The 14,079-nt window shown below is 63.7% G+C and carries 14 protein-coding genes; 9 read left to right on the top strand and 5 right to left on the bottom strand.

Annotated elements, in window-relative coordinates; translation table 11 throughout:
* Positions 1-13: 13 nt before the first annotated feature.
* The gene (gene mltG / locus O3299_RS07560; RefSeq protein WP_099667901.1) at positions 14-1,000 is read right to left on the bottom strand and encodes an endolytic transglycosylase MltG; all 987 of its coding nucleotides are present in this window, start codon (positions 998-1,000) and stop codon (positions 14-16) included.
* Positions 1,001-1,176: 176 nt separating this feature from the next.
* On the opposite strand from mltG, the gene O3299_RS07565 reads away from it, so the two are divergent.
* The 9 genes from O3299_RS07565 to O3299_RS07605 all read left to right on the top strand — a co-directional run bounded on the left by O3299_RS07565 (position 1,177) and on the right by O3299_RS07605 (position 10,749).
* A complete protein-coding gene (locus tag O3299_RS07565) occupies positions 1,177-2,292 on the top strand; it encodes a folate-binding protein YgfZ (protein ID WP_305061959.1) in 1,116 nt (371 codons plus the stop codon).
* 7 nt (positions 2,293-2,299) lie between these two features.
* Complete coding sequence (locus tag O3299_RS07570) at positions 2,300-2,590, top strand: DUF4936 family protein (protein ID WP_289897836.1); 291 nt, start codon at positions 2,300-2,302, stop codon at positions 2,588-2,590.
* On the top strand, positions 2,581-3,318 hold the full coding sequence (locus tag O3299_RS07575; RefSeq protein WP_077404719.1) for an NRDE family protein: 738 nt from the start codon (positions 2,581-2,583) through the stop codon (positions 3,316-3,318). Before O3299_RS07570 ends, O3299_RS07575 begins: the two co-directional genes overlap by 10 nt.
* A 209-nt stretch (positions 3,319-3,527) precedes the next feature.
* A complete protein-coding gene (locus O3299_RS07580) occupies positions 3,528-4,535 on the top strand; it encodes a LacI family DNA-binding transcriptional regulator (RefSeq protein WP_305059481.1) in 1,008 nt (335 codons plus the stop codon).
* Positions 4,536-4,567: 32 nt separating this feature from the next.
* Complete coding sequence (gene xylB / locus O3299_RS07585) at positions 4,568-6,052, top strand: xylulokinase (protein WP_370385298.1); 1,485 nt, start codon at positions 4,568-4,570, stop codon at positions 6,050-6,052.
* A gap of 2 nt (positions 6,053-6,054) precedes the next feature.
* Positions 6,055-7,005: a transaldolase gene (tal, locus tag O3299_RS07590; protein ID WP_305061961.1), complete on the top strand. Its 951-nt coding sequence runs from the start codon at positions 6,055-6,057 to the stop codon at positions 7,003-7,005.
* A gap of 64 nt (positions 7,006-7,069) precedes the next feature.
* A complete protein-coding gene (locus tag O3299_RS07595) occupies positions 7,070-8,005 on the top strand; it encodes an ABC transporter substrate-binding protein (RefSeq protein WP_077404737.1) in 936 nt (311 codons plus the stop codon).
* Positions 8,006-8,078: 73 nt separating this feature from the next.
* Positions 8,079-9,578 (top strand): sugar ABC transporter ATP-binding protein, encoded by a 1,500-nt coding sequence (locus O3299_RS07600; RefSeq protein WP_305061962.1) that lies wholly within the window; start codon positions 8,079-8,081, stop codon positions 9,576-9,578.
* A gap of 160 nt (positions 9,579-9,738) precedes the next feature.
* Positions 9,739-10,749: a ribose ABC transporter permease gene (locus O3299_RS07605; RefSeq protein WP_099408562.1), complete on the top strand. Its 1,011-nt coding sequence runs from the start codon at positions 9,739-9,741 to the stop codon at positions 10,747-10,749.
* 59 nt (positions 10,750-10,808) lie between these two features.
* Here O3299_RS07605 and O3299_RS07610 read toward each other — a convergent pair whose 3' ends face one another.
* From O3299_RS07610 to O3299_RS07625, 4 genes are all read right to left on the bottom strand, one after another.
* Entirely contained in the window at positions 10,809-11,237 is a 429-nt protein-coding gene (locus O3299_RS07610) for a GNAT family N-acetyltransferase (RefSeq protein ID WP_305061963.1), read from the bottom strand.
* Between the two features lie 60 nt (positions 11,238-11,297).
* Positions 11,298-12,299: an NADP-dependent oxidoreductase gene (locus tag O3299_RS07615; RefSeq protein ID WP_305061964.1), complete on the bottom strand. Its 1,002-nt coding sequence runs from the start codon at positions 12,297-12,299 to the stop codon at positions 11,298-11,300.
* A gap of 124 nt (positions 12,300-12,423) precedes the next feature.
* The gene (locus tag O3299_RS07620) at positions 12,424-12,726 is read right to left on the bottom strand and encodes a Dabb family protein (RefSeq protein ID WP_070288489.1); all 303 of its coding nucleotides are present in this window, start codon (positions 12,724-12,726) and stop codon (positions 12,424-12,426) included.
* Positions 12,727-12,851: 125 nt separating this feature from the next.
* Positions 12,852-14,030, bottom strand: a complete 1,179-nt coding sequence (locus tag O3299_RS07625) for an acetyl-CoA C-acyltransferase (RefSeq protein WP_289904892.1) — start codon at positions 14,028-14,030, stop codon at positions 12,852-12,854.
* Positions 14,031-14,079: the final 49 nt, after the last annotated feature.

A 14,079-nucleotide genomic window follows, 5' to 3' on the forward strand; every position in this document is an offset into this window, starting at 1 on the left:
TAGTTTGAAATAATTAACGCTGGTATTGATTCACGGCGCGGTTATGGTCGGGCAAGTTGGCCGAGAACTGGCTGGTGCCGTCGCCGCGCGCGACGAAATACAGCGCCTGCGTGCGGGCCGGCGCCAGCGCCGCAGTCAGCGATTGCGCGCCAGCCAGGGCGATCGGCGTGGGCGGCAAGCCGCCGCGCGTATAGGTATTGTACGGGGTGTCCGCTTCCAGGTCGCGTTTGCGGATCTTGCCCTGGTAGTTGTCGCCCATGCCATAGATCACGGTCGGGTCCGTCTGCAGCAGCATGCCTGTCTTCAGGCGGTTGACGAACACGCCGGCGATCATGGCGCGCTCGGACTTTTGTCCCGTTTCCTTTTCCACGATGGAGGCCATGATCAGCGCCTCGTACGGGTTTTTATACGGCAAGGCCGGATCGCGCTTGTCCCACGCTTCGGACAGGCGGCCGATCATGGCCGCGTGCGCCTGCCTGAAAATCTGCATTTCGCTGGCGCCCTTGGCGAACAGATACGTGTCCGGGAAGAACAAGCCTTCCGGCAACACATATTCCGGGCTGATCTTCGCCATCAGTTCCTTGTCGGACAGGCCCACGGTATCGTGCTTGAGACCGGCATGGTTGGCCATGGCCATGCGCATCTGCTTGAAAGTCCAGCCTTCGATGATGGTCAGCGACTCTTGCGCGAACTCGCCGCGCGCCAGTTGCGTGATCAAACGCTGCGGCGTGGTGCCCGGTTTCAATTCGTAGGAACCGGCCTTGATCTTCGACGTCTTGCCTTCGATGCGCGCCAGCATGTTGAACAGGATGGGCACGATGGGCACGCCCGCGTCCGCGATCTGCTGGCCGGCCGCATGCGCGCCGCTGCCCGGGCTGATCGTAAACGGAATCGCTTCGCCGTCCGTGGTGATGGGCTGCTGCGCCCAGTACACAAAAGTACCACCGACGCCGATGGCGGCGATGACCGAGCTGACTACAAGTTTTTTAAAGAAAGCCATTGTTCCGATTCTTGTGATGCGGGCGCTGATGGCCAACGTCCGCTTGTTATGATCGTTCATTTGTGAAGCAAGTGCGCGCAAAGCGGCGCCAACACTGGCAATCTTGCCGCTGCCGACGCAATCTGCCCGACATCACTATAATGAACCCGTAATGATAATGCTTAATCGCTGATCTAATGGAAATTATGAATAACTGGAATCAATTTTTAACCGCACAAGGCGCCCGCCCCGTTGCCACCGACGGCGCGCCTGACAGCACCGCCCCCATCGCCGCCACCCCTATCGCCGACTTCGGCCAGTCCCTGACAGTGTCCCAACTGCAAGAAGGTTTTGTCGCGGCCATCACGGACCAGGGCTTGATCGGCTTGAACGGCGACGAGGCAGCCAGTTTCCTGCACGGCCAGCTGACCAACGACGTGGAACACCTGAGCCCGGAGCAAGTGCGCCTGGCCGGCTACTGCACGCCGAAAGGCCGGATGCTGGCCAGTTTCCTGATGTGGCGCAACGCCACCACCATTTATCTGCAATTGCCGCGCGCCATACAGCCAGCCATCCAGAAGCGGCTGCAGATGTTCGTGCTGCGCGCCAAGGCCAAGCTGCACGATGCCTCCGGCGACGAAGCGAACCAGGTCGTGCTGGGCCTGGGCGGCAAGCACGCCAACGCGGCCCTGTCCGCCTGGTTCCCCGTCCTGCCCGCCACGCCGTTCAGCAAGGTCGAACACGCGTCCGGCACCCTGCTGCGCGTGGCCGACGCTTTCGGCAGCCCCCGCTATGAATGGCTGACGTCGGCCGCCACGGCGCGCGACGCGTGGACGCCATTGACGACGCAGCTGGCCAAGGGCGGCAATGACGCCTGGCATTTGTCGGACATCCACGCGGGCATCCCGCAAATCACGGCCGCCACGCAAGAGCAATTCGTGCCGCAAATGGTCAATTTCGAGCTGCTGGGCGGCGTCAATTTCAAGAAAGGCTGCTACCCGGGCCAGGAAATCGTCGCGCGCAGCCAGTATCTGGGCAAGCTCAAGCGCCGCACCACCCTCGTCAGCATCGCTGACGCAGGCGTCGCCGCCGGTGGCGAACTGTTTGCCGTCAGCGACCCCGAGCAGCCTTGCGGCATGGTCGTCAACGCGGCGCCCAACGGCGACGGCGGCATCGACGCCCTCGTCGAAATGAAACTGGGGGCGATCGAAGAAGGTTCAAGCGCCGCCGGCGCCGTACGCTACGGCTCGGCCCAGGGCGCCGCCGTGCAGTTCCTGTCCATGCCTTACGTGCTCGACGCACTCGACTTGTGAGAATGCCATGAAAGATCTGTACGTTTACTATCAGGTAAAAGAAGAGCACGCCCAGGCGCTGGAAGCGCGGGTCCGCGCCCTGCAAGGCAAGCTGGCGGCCGCTTCCGGCGTGGCGCCGCAACTGAAGCGCCGTCCGGAAGCCAAGGACGGCTTGCAGACGTGGATGGAAATCTACCCCGTCGTCGGCGAAGGCTTTACGGAACTGCTGGCCAGCGTGGCCGAAGAAGCGGGCTTGCTGTCCCTGACGGCTGGCGCGCGGCATACGGAAGTGTTCATGGATTTGCCCCCATGTGCCTGATCGTTTTTGCCTGGAAAGTCAATCCGCACATCCCGCTGATTGCCGCCGCCAACCGCGACGAATTCTATGAACGCGCCAGCGCCCCCGCCGGCGCCTGGCCCGAGCACCCGCAAGTGTATGCGGGCCGCGACCTGCAGGCGGGCGGCAGCTGGATGGGCATCACGCAGGCCGGCAGCGGCAGCTCGCGCTTTGCCGCCATCACGAATATCCGCAGCCCGCAAGACCGCAACCCGGACGCCCCCTCGCGCGGCGCCCTGGTGGCAGACTATCTGGCCGGCGACATGTCGCCACAGGACTACATCGCGCAGATCCGTCCCGGCTGCAAAGCCTACAACGGTTTCAACCTGGTGCTGGGCGACGCGGATACCCTGATCTGGTTTTCCAACCGGGGCGACGGCGATGCGCGCAATGGCCAGCCCTTGGAACCGGGCATCTACGGCCTGTCGAACGCCCTGCTCGACGCGCCGTGGCCGAAGGTGCTGAAAACCAAGGCCCAGTTCGCCAGCCTGCTGTGCCAGGGCGCACCCGACGAAGCGTATTTCGACATGCTGGCCGACACCACGCGCGCGCCCGACTTCCGTTTGCCGGACACGGGCGTGCCGCTCGACCTCGAGCGCGTGCTGTCCGCCGTCTGCATCGAAACGCCGGGCTACGGCACGCGCACGTCCACCGTCGTGAAACTGTTCCCGGACTCTCCCGGCGAATTGCACGAGCTGGTGATTCAGTAATTGCAGCGGGGCCGGCACCGTCCGGCTCCGCCCCGTTTCCCTCATCCATTCCCTCCCGCGCGGCTTGCTTGCCTTGGCAAAATATCGTTCGCGCAAAAAAAGAAAGCGCTTGCGCAAGCGCTTTCTTTTGTTTACGATAGCTTCAATCGCGGCGACACAGCCGTACCCAATCGCAGTACACAATAATAAAAAAAACCTCAGGAGACACCATGGCCACCATGGAAGATGTAGCGCGGGCGGCGGACGTATCGCTGTCGACCGTCTCTCACGTAGTCAACGGCACCCGCAAGGTCAGCCCGAAAACCGTCGCCGCCGTCAACGCGGCCATGCAGCAGATCGGCTATGTGCCGAACATGCTGGCGCGCGCACTGGCAGGCTCCTCGTCGGGCACCATCGGCGTGGCCATTTCCGCCTTCACCAATCATTATTTCAGCGAAACCGTGCGCGCCATCGAGGCGGCTTGCACGCGCCATGGCTTGATGATGCTGTTTTCCGATACGCATGACGACCCCGAACAGGAGTTGAAGGTGGTGCAGAACTTGCACCAACGCCGCGTCGACGGCATCGTGCTGGCGCCGTCCGGCGATCCGCACAACCGCGCCCTCGACTATTTGACCAGCAACAAGATCGCTTCCGTGCTGGTCGACCGCATGTCGCCCCAGCCCTTCGACCAGGTGGGCGTGGAAAACACGCACGCCACGGCCGAGCTGGTCAGCCACCTGATCACGGTCCACGGCCACCGCCGCATCGGCTTCATCGCGGGCGCACCGGGCCTGTCCACGACGGACGAGCGCATCGCCGGCTACCGCCTGGCCTTGCAGCGTGCCGATATCGCCTTCGATGGGGACTTGCTGCGCTCGGGCGACTCCAACCTGGAGCGCAGCGGCGCGGCCACGCGCGAATTGCTGGCCCTGCCCGCCGCACAGCGTCCCACGGCCATCGTCGCCGGCAATAACCTGATGACCATCGGCACCATGCATGCCTTGCGCGACGCGCACATTGCGGTACCTCAAGACGTCGCGCTGGCCGGCTTCGATGATTTCGACTGGGCCGATTATTTCAGCCCCCGCCTGACCGTGATGGCGCAGCCGCTCGAAGAGCTGGGCGCCATGGCCGTCGACCTGTTGATCGACCGCATCGCCAATCCAGGCCGCGCGCAGCACGTGCAGCGCCTGTCGCCAACCTTGCGCGTACGCAACTCCTGCGGCTGCCCCTGACCTTTACATATAGACACACCATGCATCCAGCGATTTCCCTCGGTATCGACCTCGGTACCTCCGAACTGAAAACCGTGCTGATGGACAGCGCAGGCAGCGTGCGCGGCCAGGCGTCCGTGCGCATCGATACCAGCCGCCCGCAAGCAGGCTGGTCCGAACAAGCGCCGCAGGACTGGTGGGCCGCCTGCGTTCAGGCGCTGGCCCAGCTGCGCGCCGGCTGGCCGCAGGACTATGCCCGCATCGCCTGCATCGGCCTGTCGGGCCAGATGCACGGTGCCGTGCTGCTCGATGCCAACGATACCGTGATCCGTCCCGCCATCCTGTGGAACGATGCGCGCGCCGAGGCCGAAGCGGCTAGCCTAGCGCGCGACTATCCCGCGTATGCGGATGTGACGGGCAGCCTGCCCATGGCCGGCCTGACGGCACCGAAACTGCTGTGGCTGCAAACGCACGAGCCTGACGCCTTTGCCGCCATCGCCTGCCTGCTGTCGCCAAAGGACTATCTGCGCCTGCAATTGACGGGAATCAAACTCACGGACATGTCCGACGCGGCCGGCACCCTGTGGCTGGACGAGGCCCAACGCGCCTGGTTCGCGCCCATGGTCACGGCCTGCGGTTTGCGCCTGGATCAAATGCCGGCCCTGGCGGAAGGCGACGCCGCCACCGGTACCGTGCCGGACGCCGTCGCCGACCAGCTGGGCTTGCCGGCGGATGTGGTGGTGGCGGGCGGCGGCGGCGACAATCCTGTCTCGGCCGTGGGCATCGGCGCCGTCAACGGCGGCGACAGTTTTATCTCGCTGGGCACCAGCGCCGCCATCGTGTCCGTGACCGAAACGCCCCTGGGCAACCCGGCCGGCGGCGTGCACAGCTTTTGCCACGCCTTGCCCGGCCGCTGGTATGCGATGGGCGCGATCTTGTCCGGCGCCAGCTGTTTGCGCTGGGCGACGGGTGTACTGGGCCAGCCCGACGAAGCGGCCCTGCTGGCGCTGGTGGAAGCGGGTTTGCCGCTGGACGCCACCATCGCCCCGTCCGCGCCCCTGTTCCTGCCGTATCTGTCGGGCGAGCGCACGCCGCATAACGACCCGCAAGTGCGCGGCGCCTTTTTGCAACTGGGCCACGACAGCACGCCGGCGCAGCTCGGTTACGCCGTGCTCGAGGGCGTGGCCTTCGCCTTGCGCGACGCCATGGCGGCCGTCACGTCGACGGGCGCCGTCGTGCCCCACTGCATGCTGGTGGGCGGCGGCGCGCGCAGCCAGTACTGGGCGCAATTGCTGGCCAATGTGCTGGGACGCGAAATACGCACCCTGCACAACAGCGAACTGTCAGCCAGCCTGGGCGCGGCCAAGCTGGGCTTTGCCGCCATCGGCCAGCGCCAGCTGCTGTCCACCGGCTTGCCCATCAAAAACACTTTCCTGCCCGATGCCGCGCACAGCGCAGCCTTGAGCATCCGCTACGGCCGCTACCGTAGCCTGTTTCCCGCCGTGCAAGCCTTGCACCAACTCAGTGATAAGGAATAGTAATGAATCAGCTGCAACAATTGAAGCAACACAGCACCGTCGTCGCCGACACGGGCGACTTCCTGCAACTGGCGCGCTTCGCGCCGCAAGACGCGACCACCAATCCGTCGCTGATCTTGAAGGCCGTGCTGCAGCCCGATTACGCGCCCTTGCTGGAAAGCACGGTCGCCGCCCATCCAGGCGCCTCGCTCGACGATATCGTCGACCAGGTGCTGGTGCGTTTCGGCCTGGAAATCCTGAAAGTCGTGCCGGGCCGCGTCTCGACGGAAGTCGACGCCCGCCTGAGCTTTGACCGCGACGCCACCGTCGCCCGTGGGCGCCGCCTGATCGCCCTGTACGAGCAAGCCGGCGTCGCCCGCGAACGCGTGCTGATCAAGGTCGCCGCCACCTGGGAAGGCATCCAGGCCGCGCGCGAGCTGGAAAAAGATGGCATTTTTTGCAACCTTACCCTGCTGTTCGCGTTTTGCCAGGCCGTCGCCTGCGCCGATGCGAAAGTGCGCCTGATTTCGCCGTTCGTGGGCCGCATCTACGACTGGCACAAGAAGTCGCAGGGCGCGGCATGGGACGAAGCGGCGCGCAGCCTGTCCAACGATCCGGGCGTGCAATCGGTCACGCGCATCTTCAATTACTACAAGCAACATGGCATCGCCACCCAAGTGATGGGCGCCAGCTTCCGCAACGTTGGCCAGATTACGGCCCTGTCCGGCTGCGACTTGCTGACCATCAGCCCGGACTTGCTGGCCAAGCTCGAAGCGGCGGATGCGCCGTTCGAGCGCGCGCTGGGCGGCGACCTGGGCGCGCCGCAGCCGGCCGTCACCTACGACGAAGCGGCTTTCCGCTATGCCTTGAACGACGACGCGATGGCGACCGAAAAGCTGGCCGAAGGCATCCGCGGCTTCGCCGTCGATGCGGGCAAGCTGGACGCCATGATCGAGAAATTGCGCACTCGCTAAGTTTTTACCCAGTTTTTACCGTAGCACCGTTTGTTTTTTACAATAAAAACCCTTGGAGATCCTCATGAAAAAAGTCATTACCGCCTCCCTGCTGCTGTCCGCCGCCTGCGGCGCCTTCGCCGCCGACAAACCGCTGAAATCCATCGGCGTGAGCGTGGGCGACCTGGCCAACCCGTTTTTTGTCGCCATCGGCCGCGGTGCGGAAGAAAGCGCGAAAAAGCTGGGCGGCCCTGGCGTGAAAGTCACGACTGTTTCCAGCAAGTATGACCTGAACACCCAGGTGGACCAGATCGAGAACTTCATCGCCAACAAGACCGACATCATCATCCTGAACGCCGTCGATTCCAAGGGCATCGCGCCAGCCATCAAGAAAGCGCGCAATGCGGGCGTGGTCGTGATCGCCGTCGACGTGGGCGCCGTGGGCGCTTCGGCCACCGTGATGTCCGACAACACCATGGCGGGCGACGTGTCGTGCGCCTACCTGGCCAAGCAGATCGGCGGCAAGGGCAATGTGGTGATCCTGAACGGCCCGCCCGTGACGTCCGTGATCGACCGCGTGAATGGCTGCAAGAAGACCCTGGCCGCGTTCAAGGATATCAAGATCCTGTCCGACAACCAGAATGCGGGCGGCAGCCGCGACGGCGGAATGACCGTGATGTCGAACTTGCTGACGGCCCATCCGAAGATCGACGGCGTGTTCGCCATCAACGACCCGACGGGCATCGGCGCCGAACTGGCGATCAAGCAATCGAAACGCACGGACGTGAAACTGATCACGGCCGTCGACGGCGCGCCCGATGGCCAGAACGCCCTGAAAAACAAGGCCGGCCTGTTTGCCGCCACCTCGGCGCAAAACCCGTACCGCATGGCCACGGACGCCGTGCAGATGGGCTACGACATCATGAACGGCCGCACGCCGAAACAGACCATGGTGCTGTTGCCGACCCCGGCCATCACCAAGGAAAACGTCGCCACCTACACGGGCTGGGTAAAGAACTGATCTGCCTGACCTGAACCACGTGGCGCCGCCTGCGATCAGGCGGCGCCAGTTTCACCAGCAAGGAAGGACAGTCATGAGCGACGATATTATTTTTGAAATGCGCGGCATCGAGAAGCGCTTTGGCGCCACGCGCGCGCTGCGCGGCGTGCACCTGACGGTGCGCAGCGGCGAAATCCATGCCGTGATGGGCGAGAACGGCGCCGGCAAGAGCACCCTGATGAAGATTTTATCCGGCGTGTACACGCCGGACGCGGGCGAGATCATCCTCGACGGCAAGCCGATTCGTATCCGCAACCCGGGCGAGGCGCGCGCGCTGGGCATCAACCTGATCTACCAGGAACTCAGCGTAGCCAGGAACATGACGGTGGCGCAGAACGTCTTCATGGGCAGCGAGCCGCAAGGACCGTTCTGGACCGTCAAGGGCGGCGAAATGCGCGCGCGCACGAATGCCATCCTGGCCGACCTCGGTTCCCGCTTCGACGCCGATACCATGGTCTCGACCCTGTCGATCGCCGAGCAGCAGCAGGTGGAAATCGCCCGCGCCCTCGTGCACGAAAGCCGCATCCTGATCATGGACGAGCCCACTGCCGCCCTGTCCGACCGGGAAACAGAACAATTATTCCGCATCATCGAAGAACAGCGCGACAAGGGCCTGGCCGTGCTGTACATCAGCCACCGCATGGCCGAGGTGGAACGCCTGGCGCGCCGCATCACGGTACTGCGCGATGGCGCCTATGTGGGCGAGCTGGGCAAGGATGAGCTGGATCAAAAGAAAGTCGTGCAAATGATGGTGGGCCGCCCCGCCGACGACTTTTATTCGCACCAGCGGCGCACCACGCGGGGCGCCGAGCGCTTGCGCGTGGAAAACGTGGGCGGCGGCAAGGTCAAGCCCGCCTCGTTTTCCCTGCATGCGGGCGAAGTCACGGGCCTGGCCGGCCTCGTCGGCGCAGGCCGCACGGAATTGGCGCGCCTGATCTTTGGCGCGGACAAGAAACAAACGGGACAAGTGTGGCTCGATGGCCAGGAAGTGCACATCCAGCGGCCTCTGGCGGCCATCCGCCACGGCATCGGCTACCTGCCCGAGGACCGCAAGAGCCTGGGCTTGTTCATGCAATTGTCGGCCATGGAAAACATGTCGATGAATATCCTGTCCCAGCATGCGACGGCGGGCGTGGTCAACCGTGGCGCCCTGATGCAGCTCACGCGCGAGGCGATCAGCAACCTCAACGTCAAGGTGTCGGGGCCGGACGGCATCGTCGGCGGATTGTCTGGCGGCAACCAGCAGAAAGTCTTGCTGGCGCGCTGGCTGGCCATCGCGCCGAAAGTGCTGATCCTCGACGAACCGACGCGGGGCGTGGACGTGGGCGCGAAGAGCGAAATCTACAAGATCATCCACCAGCTGGCCGATGCGGGCACGGCCGTGCTATGCATTTCCAGCGAACTGGCCGAGCTGGTCGGCATCTGCGACCGCGTGATGGTGATGTGCGAAGGACGCCTGACGGGCGAAGTGACGGGCGACGACATTACGCAGGAAAACATCCTCGCCTATGCCACCCAGCTGGAAGCGGCATAAAAACACCTGTCAAAACCTACTGCGCGTCGCGGGTTGCGGTTTCCGATGCTCACTGTGCATTCGCACAGGTCCGCGTCTCAACCACAACCCACATCCGCTCGCTACGGTTTTGTCAGGCGTTTTAAGAATACGTCTTAAATAATCATTCAGGAGACTCATGATGACAACTAGCACCACCCGCGGCGCGGCGCGCGCCGGCGAACCCTTCAATGCCTCGAACCTGATGCGCCGCCTGGGCATGCTGCCCGTGCTGGTGGTGCTCTATCTGGCCATGTATGGCTTGACCGTGTATTTCTCGGCCGACGGCACGTCCACGTTCATGACCAGCAATAACACCATGAACATCTTCCGCCAGGTGTCGATCAACATCGTGCTGGCGTCCGGCATGACCTTCGTCATTTTGACCAGCGGCATCGACCTGTCCGTCGGCTCCGTGCTGGCCGTCTCTGCCGTGGCAGGCATGCTGATGTCGCTGTCGGCCCAGTTCGCCGGCTTCTCGATTCCCGCCTTCCTCATCGTCGGCCTGCTGCTGGGCGCGCTGAACGGCGTGCTGGTCGCCCTCGTCGGCCTGAACCCCTTCGTCGTGACCCTCGGCACCATGACGGCCCTGCGCGGCGCCGCTTACCTGCTGGCGGACGGCACCAGCGTGCTGAACACGGAAATCCCAAGCTTCGAATGGATGGGCAACGGCAGCTTCCTGGCCGTGCCCTGGCTGATCTGGCTGGCGGCCGCCGTCGTCGTGCTGACGTGGTTCATCTTGCGCAAGACCACCCTGGGCCTGCATATCTATGCCGTCGGCGGCAATATCCAGGCGGCCCGTTTGACGGGGATCAAGGTCGGTCTCGTCTTGATGTTTGTCTACACGATCAGCGGCCTGTTCGCGGGCCTGGGCGGCGCCATGTCGGCCAGCCGTCTGTATGCGGCCAACGGCAACTGGGGTACCGGTTATGAACTCGATGCGATTGCGGCCGTCGTGCTGGGCGGCACCAGCCTGATGGGCGGCGTGGGTTCCGTCTGGGGCACCGTCATCGGCGCGCTGATCATCGGCGTGATGAACAATGGCTTGACGATCCTGGGCCTGTCGTCGTTCTGGCAGTATGTAGCCAAGGGCGTCGTGATCGTGCTGGCCGTGATTCTGGACAAATGGCGCCAGAGCCACGCGCAAAATTAAGCGTAGCCGCGCGGCGTCCGTATTCGCGGACGCCGTGCGAACCACGCCTGCTTGATTAATCAAGCAAACTGCAGGCGCATTTCCACATGCGCAATCCCCGCCTCTTCGAATACTTCCCCCTGCTGCACAAAACCGTGGCGCGCATAGAACGGCGCGGCCACGGTTTGCGCGTTCAGCACCACGGCGGCATCGCCCCGTTCGCGGGCTTTGTCCATCAGCAAGGTCAAAATGGCGCCGCCCACGCCCGTGCCCCGGCCCGGCTGGCGCACGGCCATGCGGCCGATGTGGCCGTCAGGCAATAGCCGGCCCGTGCCGATGGCGTTGCTGGCATCGTCATAGGCCACGGCGTGCAGGCAGACGGCGTCCATGTCGTCGAGTTCGATCTCGGCCGGCACTTTTTGTTCATCGACGAAAACTTCAAAACGGATGGCGGTGGCGTCAGGGCCCAGGGTGGCCCAGTCGCCGAGGCGGATGGTGTGCTTGGTCATGGTGTAATGTAGAAAGAGACAGGCCGCAATTGTCGCATGACCTGCCTTTCCACAGAGAGATCAGCTGAGCTTGACCAGTTGCTTGCCGAAGTTGCGCCCTTTTAAGAGGCCGATGAACGCTTCCGGCGCGCTGGCCAGGCCGTCAGCGACGGATTCGCGGAATGTCAGCTTGCCCGTCGCCACCAGCGCGCCCAGCTCACTCAAGCCTTGCGGCCAGAATTCCGGCTGTTCGGAAACGATGAAGCCGCGCACGGTGAGGCGGTTGGTGAGGATCAGGCGCGCATTGTCGAGCGGCGTCGGTTCGCCGTTGTAGCCGGCGATCCAGCCGCACACGGCGATCCGGCCAAACGCGTTGGTGCGCGCCAGGGCCGCATCGAAGATGGCGCCGCCCACGTTTTCAAAGATGGCGTCGATGCCGTCCGGCGTGGCCGCCGCCAGGTCGGACGCCAAGTTGCCCGCCTTGTAATCGACGCAGGCGTCGAAACCCAGTTCATTCACCACATACGCGCACTTGTCCGCGCCGCCGGCGATACCGACGACTCTGCAACCTTTCAATTTCGCCAACTGACCCACGACGCTGCCCACGGCGCCGCTGGCGGCCGACACGACCACCGTTTCGCCCGCTTTCGGCGCCATGATCTGGTTCAAGCCATACCACGCCGTCATGCCCGGCATGCCGACGGAACCCAGGTAGGCGGAAGCGGGAATGTGCGTCGTGTCGACCTTGCGCAGCATGGTGCCGTCCGATATGGCCACTTCCGTCCAGCCCAAAGTGCCCACGACGGTATCGCCCACGGCAAACTTCGGATGCTTCGATTCCAGCACCACACCCACCGTGCCGCCTATCATGGTTTCATCGAGCGCCTGCGGCGCCGCATAGCTTTTATTGGCGCTCATGCGCCCGCGCATATAGGGGTCGAGCGACAGGTACTGGTTGCGCACCAGCAATTCGCCATCCTGGATGGCGGGAATCTCTTTGGTTTCCAGGCGGAAATGTGCCGGCTGCACTTCCTCGTTGGAGGCGGGGCGCGAGGCGAGGACGATGCGTTGGTATGTGGTCATATGGGATCCTGTTTGTGGGGGGAAGTTCAGAATTTAGCCCGTAACGCAAGAGCTGGGGTCAGACCCCGCGGGGGAATACGTCCCAATGGGACGCATTCCGATCGCGAAGCGACTGACCCCGGATTTACACTTCGTAGTCCATACACTGTCTGGCTTCCCGCACGGCGCCAAAGAATGGCTTGATTTTCACGTGCTCGGGGTGGTTCTGGTAAGCGTCGAGCGCCTCGCGGCTGGCAAATTCGCTGTACAGCACGATGTCGTAGGTCGCTTCCAGGCCAGGCTGGGCCACGGCTGCCTCGAATTTCAATATGCCCGGCACCAGGTCCGAGCAGGAATCGAGCAGGGCTTTCAGTTTCAATGCATTGGTGGCGCGGTCGGCGCCTTCGGCGTGGTCTTTGAGTTTCCAGAAAACGATGTGCTTGATCATGGCGGCAGGCTGCTTGTTTATTAATGAAGCATTACTGTAACCGCTATCGGCGCGTCTTGCAGGAACAGGGTGCGAAATGCAAACGGGCGGCCCTGGAAGCCGCCCACAGACTAGGTTTACCTATATCACAGCACTTCGAACAGCCCGGCCGCGCCCTGCCCGCCGCCTATGCACATGGTCACCACCACGTATTTGACGCCGCGGCGCTTGCCTTCGATCAAGGCGTGGCCCGTCAGGCGGGCGCCCGACACGCCGTACGGGTGGCCGACGGCGATCGCGCCGCCGTTGACGTTCAGGCGGTCCATGGGGATGCCCAGGGTGTCGGCGCAGTACAGCACTTGCACGGCGAACGCTTCATTGAGTTCCCACAAACCGATGTCGGCTACAGTCAAGCCCGCCTTTTTCAGCAGTTTCGGGATGGCAAACACGGGGCCGATGCCCATTTCATCGGGTTCGCAACCGGCCACGGCGAAGCCGCGGAAGATGCCCAGCGGCTGCAGACCTTTCGCTTCGGCCACTTTCGCATTCATGACGATGGCCATCGAAGCGCCATCGGAAAACTGGCTGGCGTTGCCGGCGCTGATGACGCCGCCCGGAATGGCCGGGCGGATCTTCGCCACGCCGTCATACGTCGTGTCCGCGCGGATGCCTTCGTCTGCCGAGATCGTCACTTCGCGCGACACCAGCATGCCGCTGGACTTGTCGGCCACGCCCATGACGGTGGTCATCGGCACGATTTCCGCATCGAACAGGCCGGCAGCCAGGGCCGCGGCGGCGCGCTGCTGACTTTGCGCGCCGTAGGCATCCTGGCGTTCGCGCGAGATCTGGTAGCGCTTGGCCACGGTTTCAGCCGTCTGCAGCATGGGCCAATACACTTCCGGCTTGTGCTGCTGCAGCCAGACGTCGCGGTACATATGCGTATTCATCTCGTTTTGCACACAGGAAATCGATTCCACGCCGCCCGCCGCATAGATGTCGCCTTCGCCGGCGATGATGCGCTGCGCCGCCAGGGCGATGGCTTGCAAGCCCGAGGAACAAAACCGGTTGACGGTCATGCCGGCCGTCGTGACGGGGCAGCCGCCGCGCAAGGCCACCTGGCGCGCGATGTTGCCGCCCGTGGCGCCTTCGGGAAAGGCGCAGCCGACCAGCACGTCTTCCACTTCCTCCGCCTCGATGCGCGCGCGCTCGACGGCGGCCGCCAGCACATGGCCGCCCAGGGTGGCGCCATGCGTCATGTTGAACGCGCCCTTCCAGGACTTGGCCAGGCCCGTGCGGGCGGTCGATACGATGACGGCTTCATTCATGCTGTGTCTCCTTGTGGGAATGTTATATGGTCGGGTGGTATATCTACGG

Origin of the sequence: Janthinobacterium sp. SUN176 (genome assembly GCF_030587335.1) — a bacterium.
In the GTDB taxonomy this organism is placed as follows: domain Bacteria; phylum Pseudomonadota; class Gammaproteobacteria; order Burkholderiales; family Burkholderiaceae_D; genus Janthinobacterium; species Janthinobacterium kumbetense.

Excerpts from the sequence above, each read along its gene's own strand:
- mltG (WP_099667901.1), bottom strand. The coding sequence starts at position 1,000 with ATGGCTTTCTTTAAAAAACTTGTAGTCAGCTCGGTCATCGCCGCCATC.
- O3299_RS07565 (WP_305061959.1), top strand. The coding sequence starts at position 1,177 with ATGGAAATTATGAATAACTGGAATCAATTTTTAACCGCACAAGGCGCC.
- O3299_RS07570 (WP_289897836.1), top strand. The coding sequence starts at position 2,300 with ATGAAAGATCTGTACGTTTACTATCAGGTAAAAGAAGAGCACGCCCAG.
- O3299_RS07575 (WP_077404719.1), top strand. The coding sequence starts at position 2,581 with ATGTGCCTGATCGTTTTTGCCTGGAAAGTCAATCCGCACATCCCGCTG.
- O3299_RS07580 (WP_305059481.1), top strand. The coding sequence starts at position 3,528 with ATGGCCACCATGGAAGATGTAGCGCGGGCGGCGGACGTATCGCTGTCG.
- tal (WP_305061961.1), top strand. The coding sequence starts at position 6,055 with ATGAATCAGCTGCAACAATTGAAGCAACACAGCACCGTCGTCGCCGAC.
- O3299_RS07595 (WP_077404737.1), top strand. The coding sequence starts at position 7,070 with ATGAAAAAAGTCATTACCGCCTCCCTGCTGCTGTCCGCCGCCTGCGGC.
- O3299_RS07600 (WP_305061962.1), top strand. The coding sequence starts at position 8,079 with ATGAGCGACGATATTATTTTTGAAATGCGCGGCATCGAGAAGCGCTTT.
- O3299_RS07605 (WP_099408562.1), top strand. The coding sequence starts at position 9,739 with ATGACAACTAGCACCACCCGCGGCGCGGCGCGCGCCGGCGAACCCTTC.
- O3299_RS07610 (WP_305061963.1), bottom strand. The coding sequence starts at position 11,237 with ATGACCAAGCACACCATCCGCCTCGGCGACTGGGCCACCCTGGGCCCT.
- O3299_RS07615 (WP_305061964.1), bottom strand. The coding sequence starts at position 12,299 with ATGACCACATACCAACGCATCGTCCTCGCCTCGCGCCCCGCCTCCAAC.
- O3299_RS07620 (WP_070288489.1), bottom strand. The coding sequence starts at position 12,726 with ATGATCAAGCACATCGTTTTCTGGAAACTCAAAGACCACGCCGAAGGC.
- O3299_RS07625 (WP_289904892.1), bottom strand. The coding sequence starts at position 14,030 with ATGAATGAAGCCGTCATCGTATCGACCGCCCGCACGGGCCTGGCCAAG.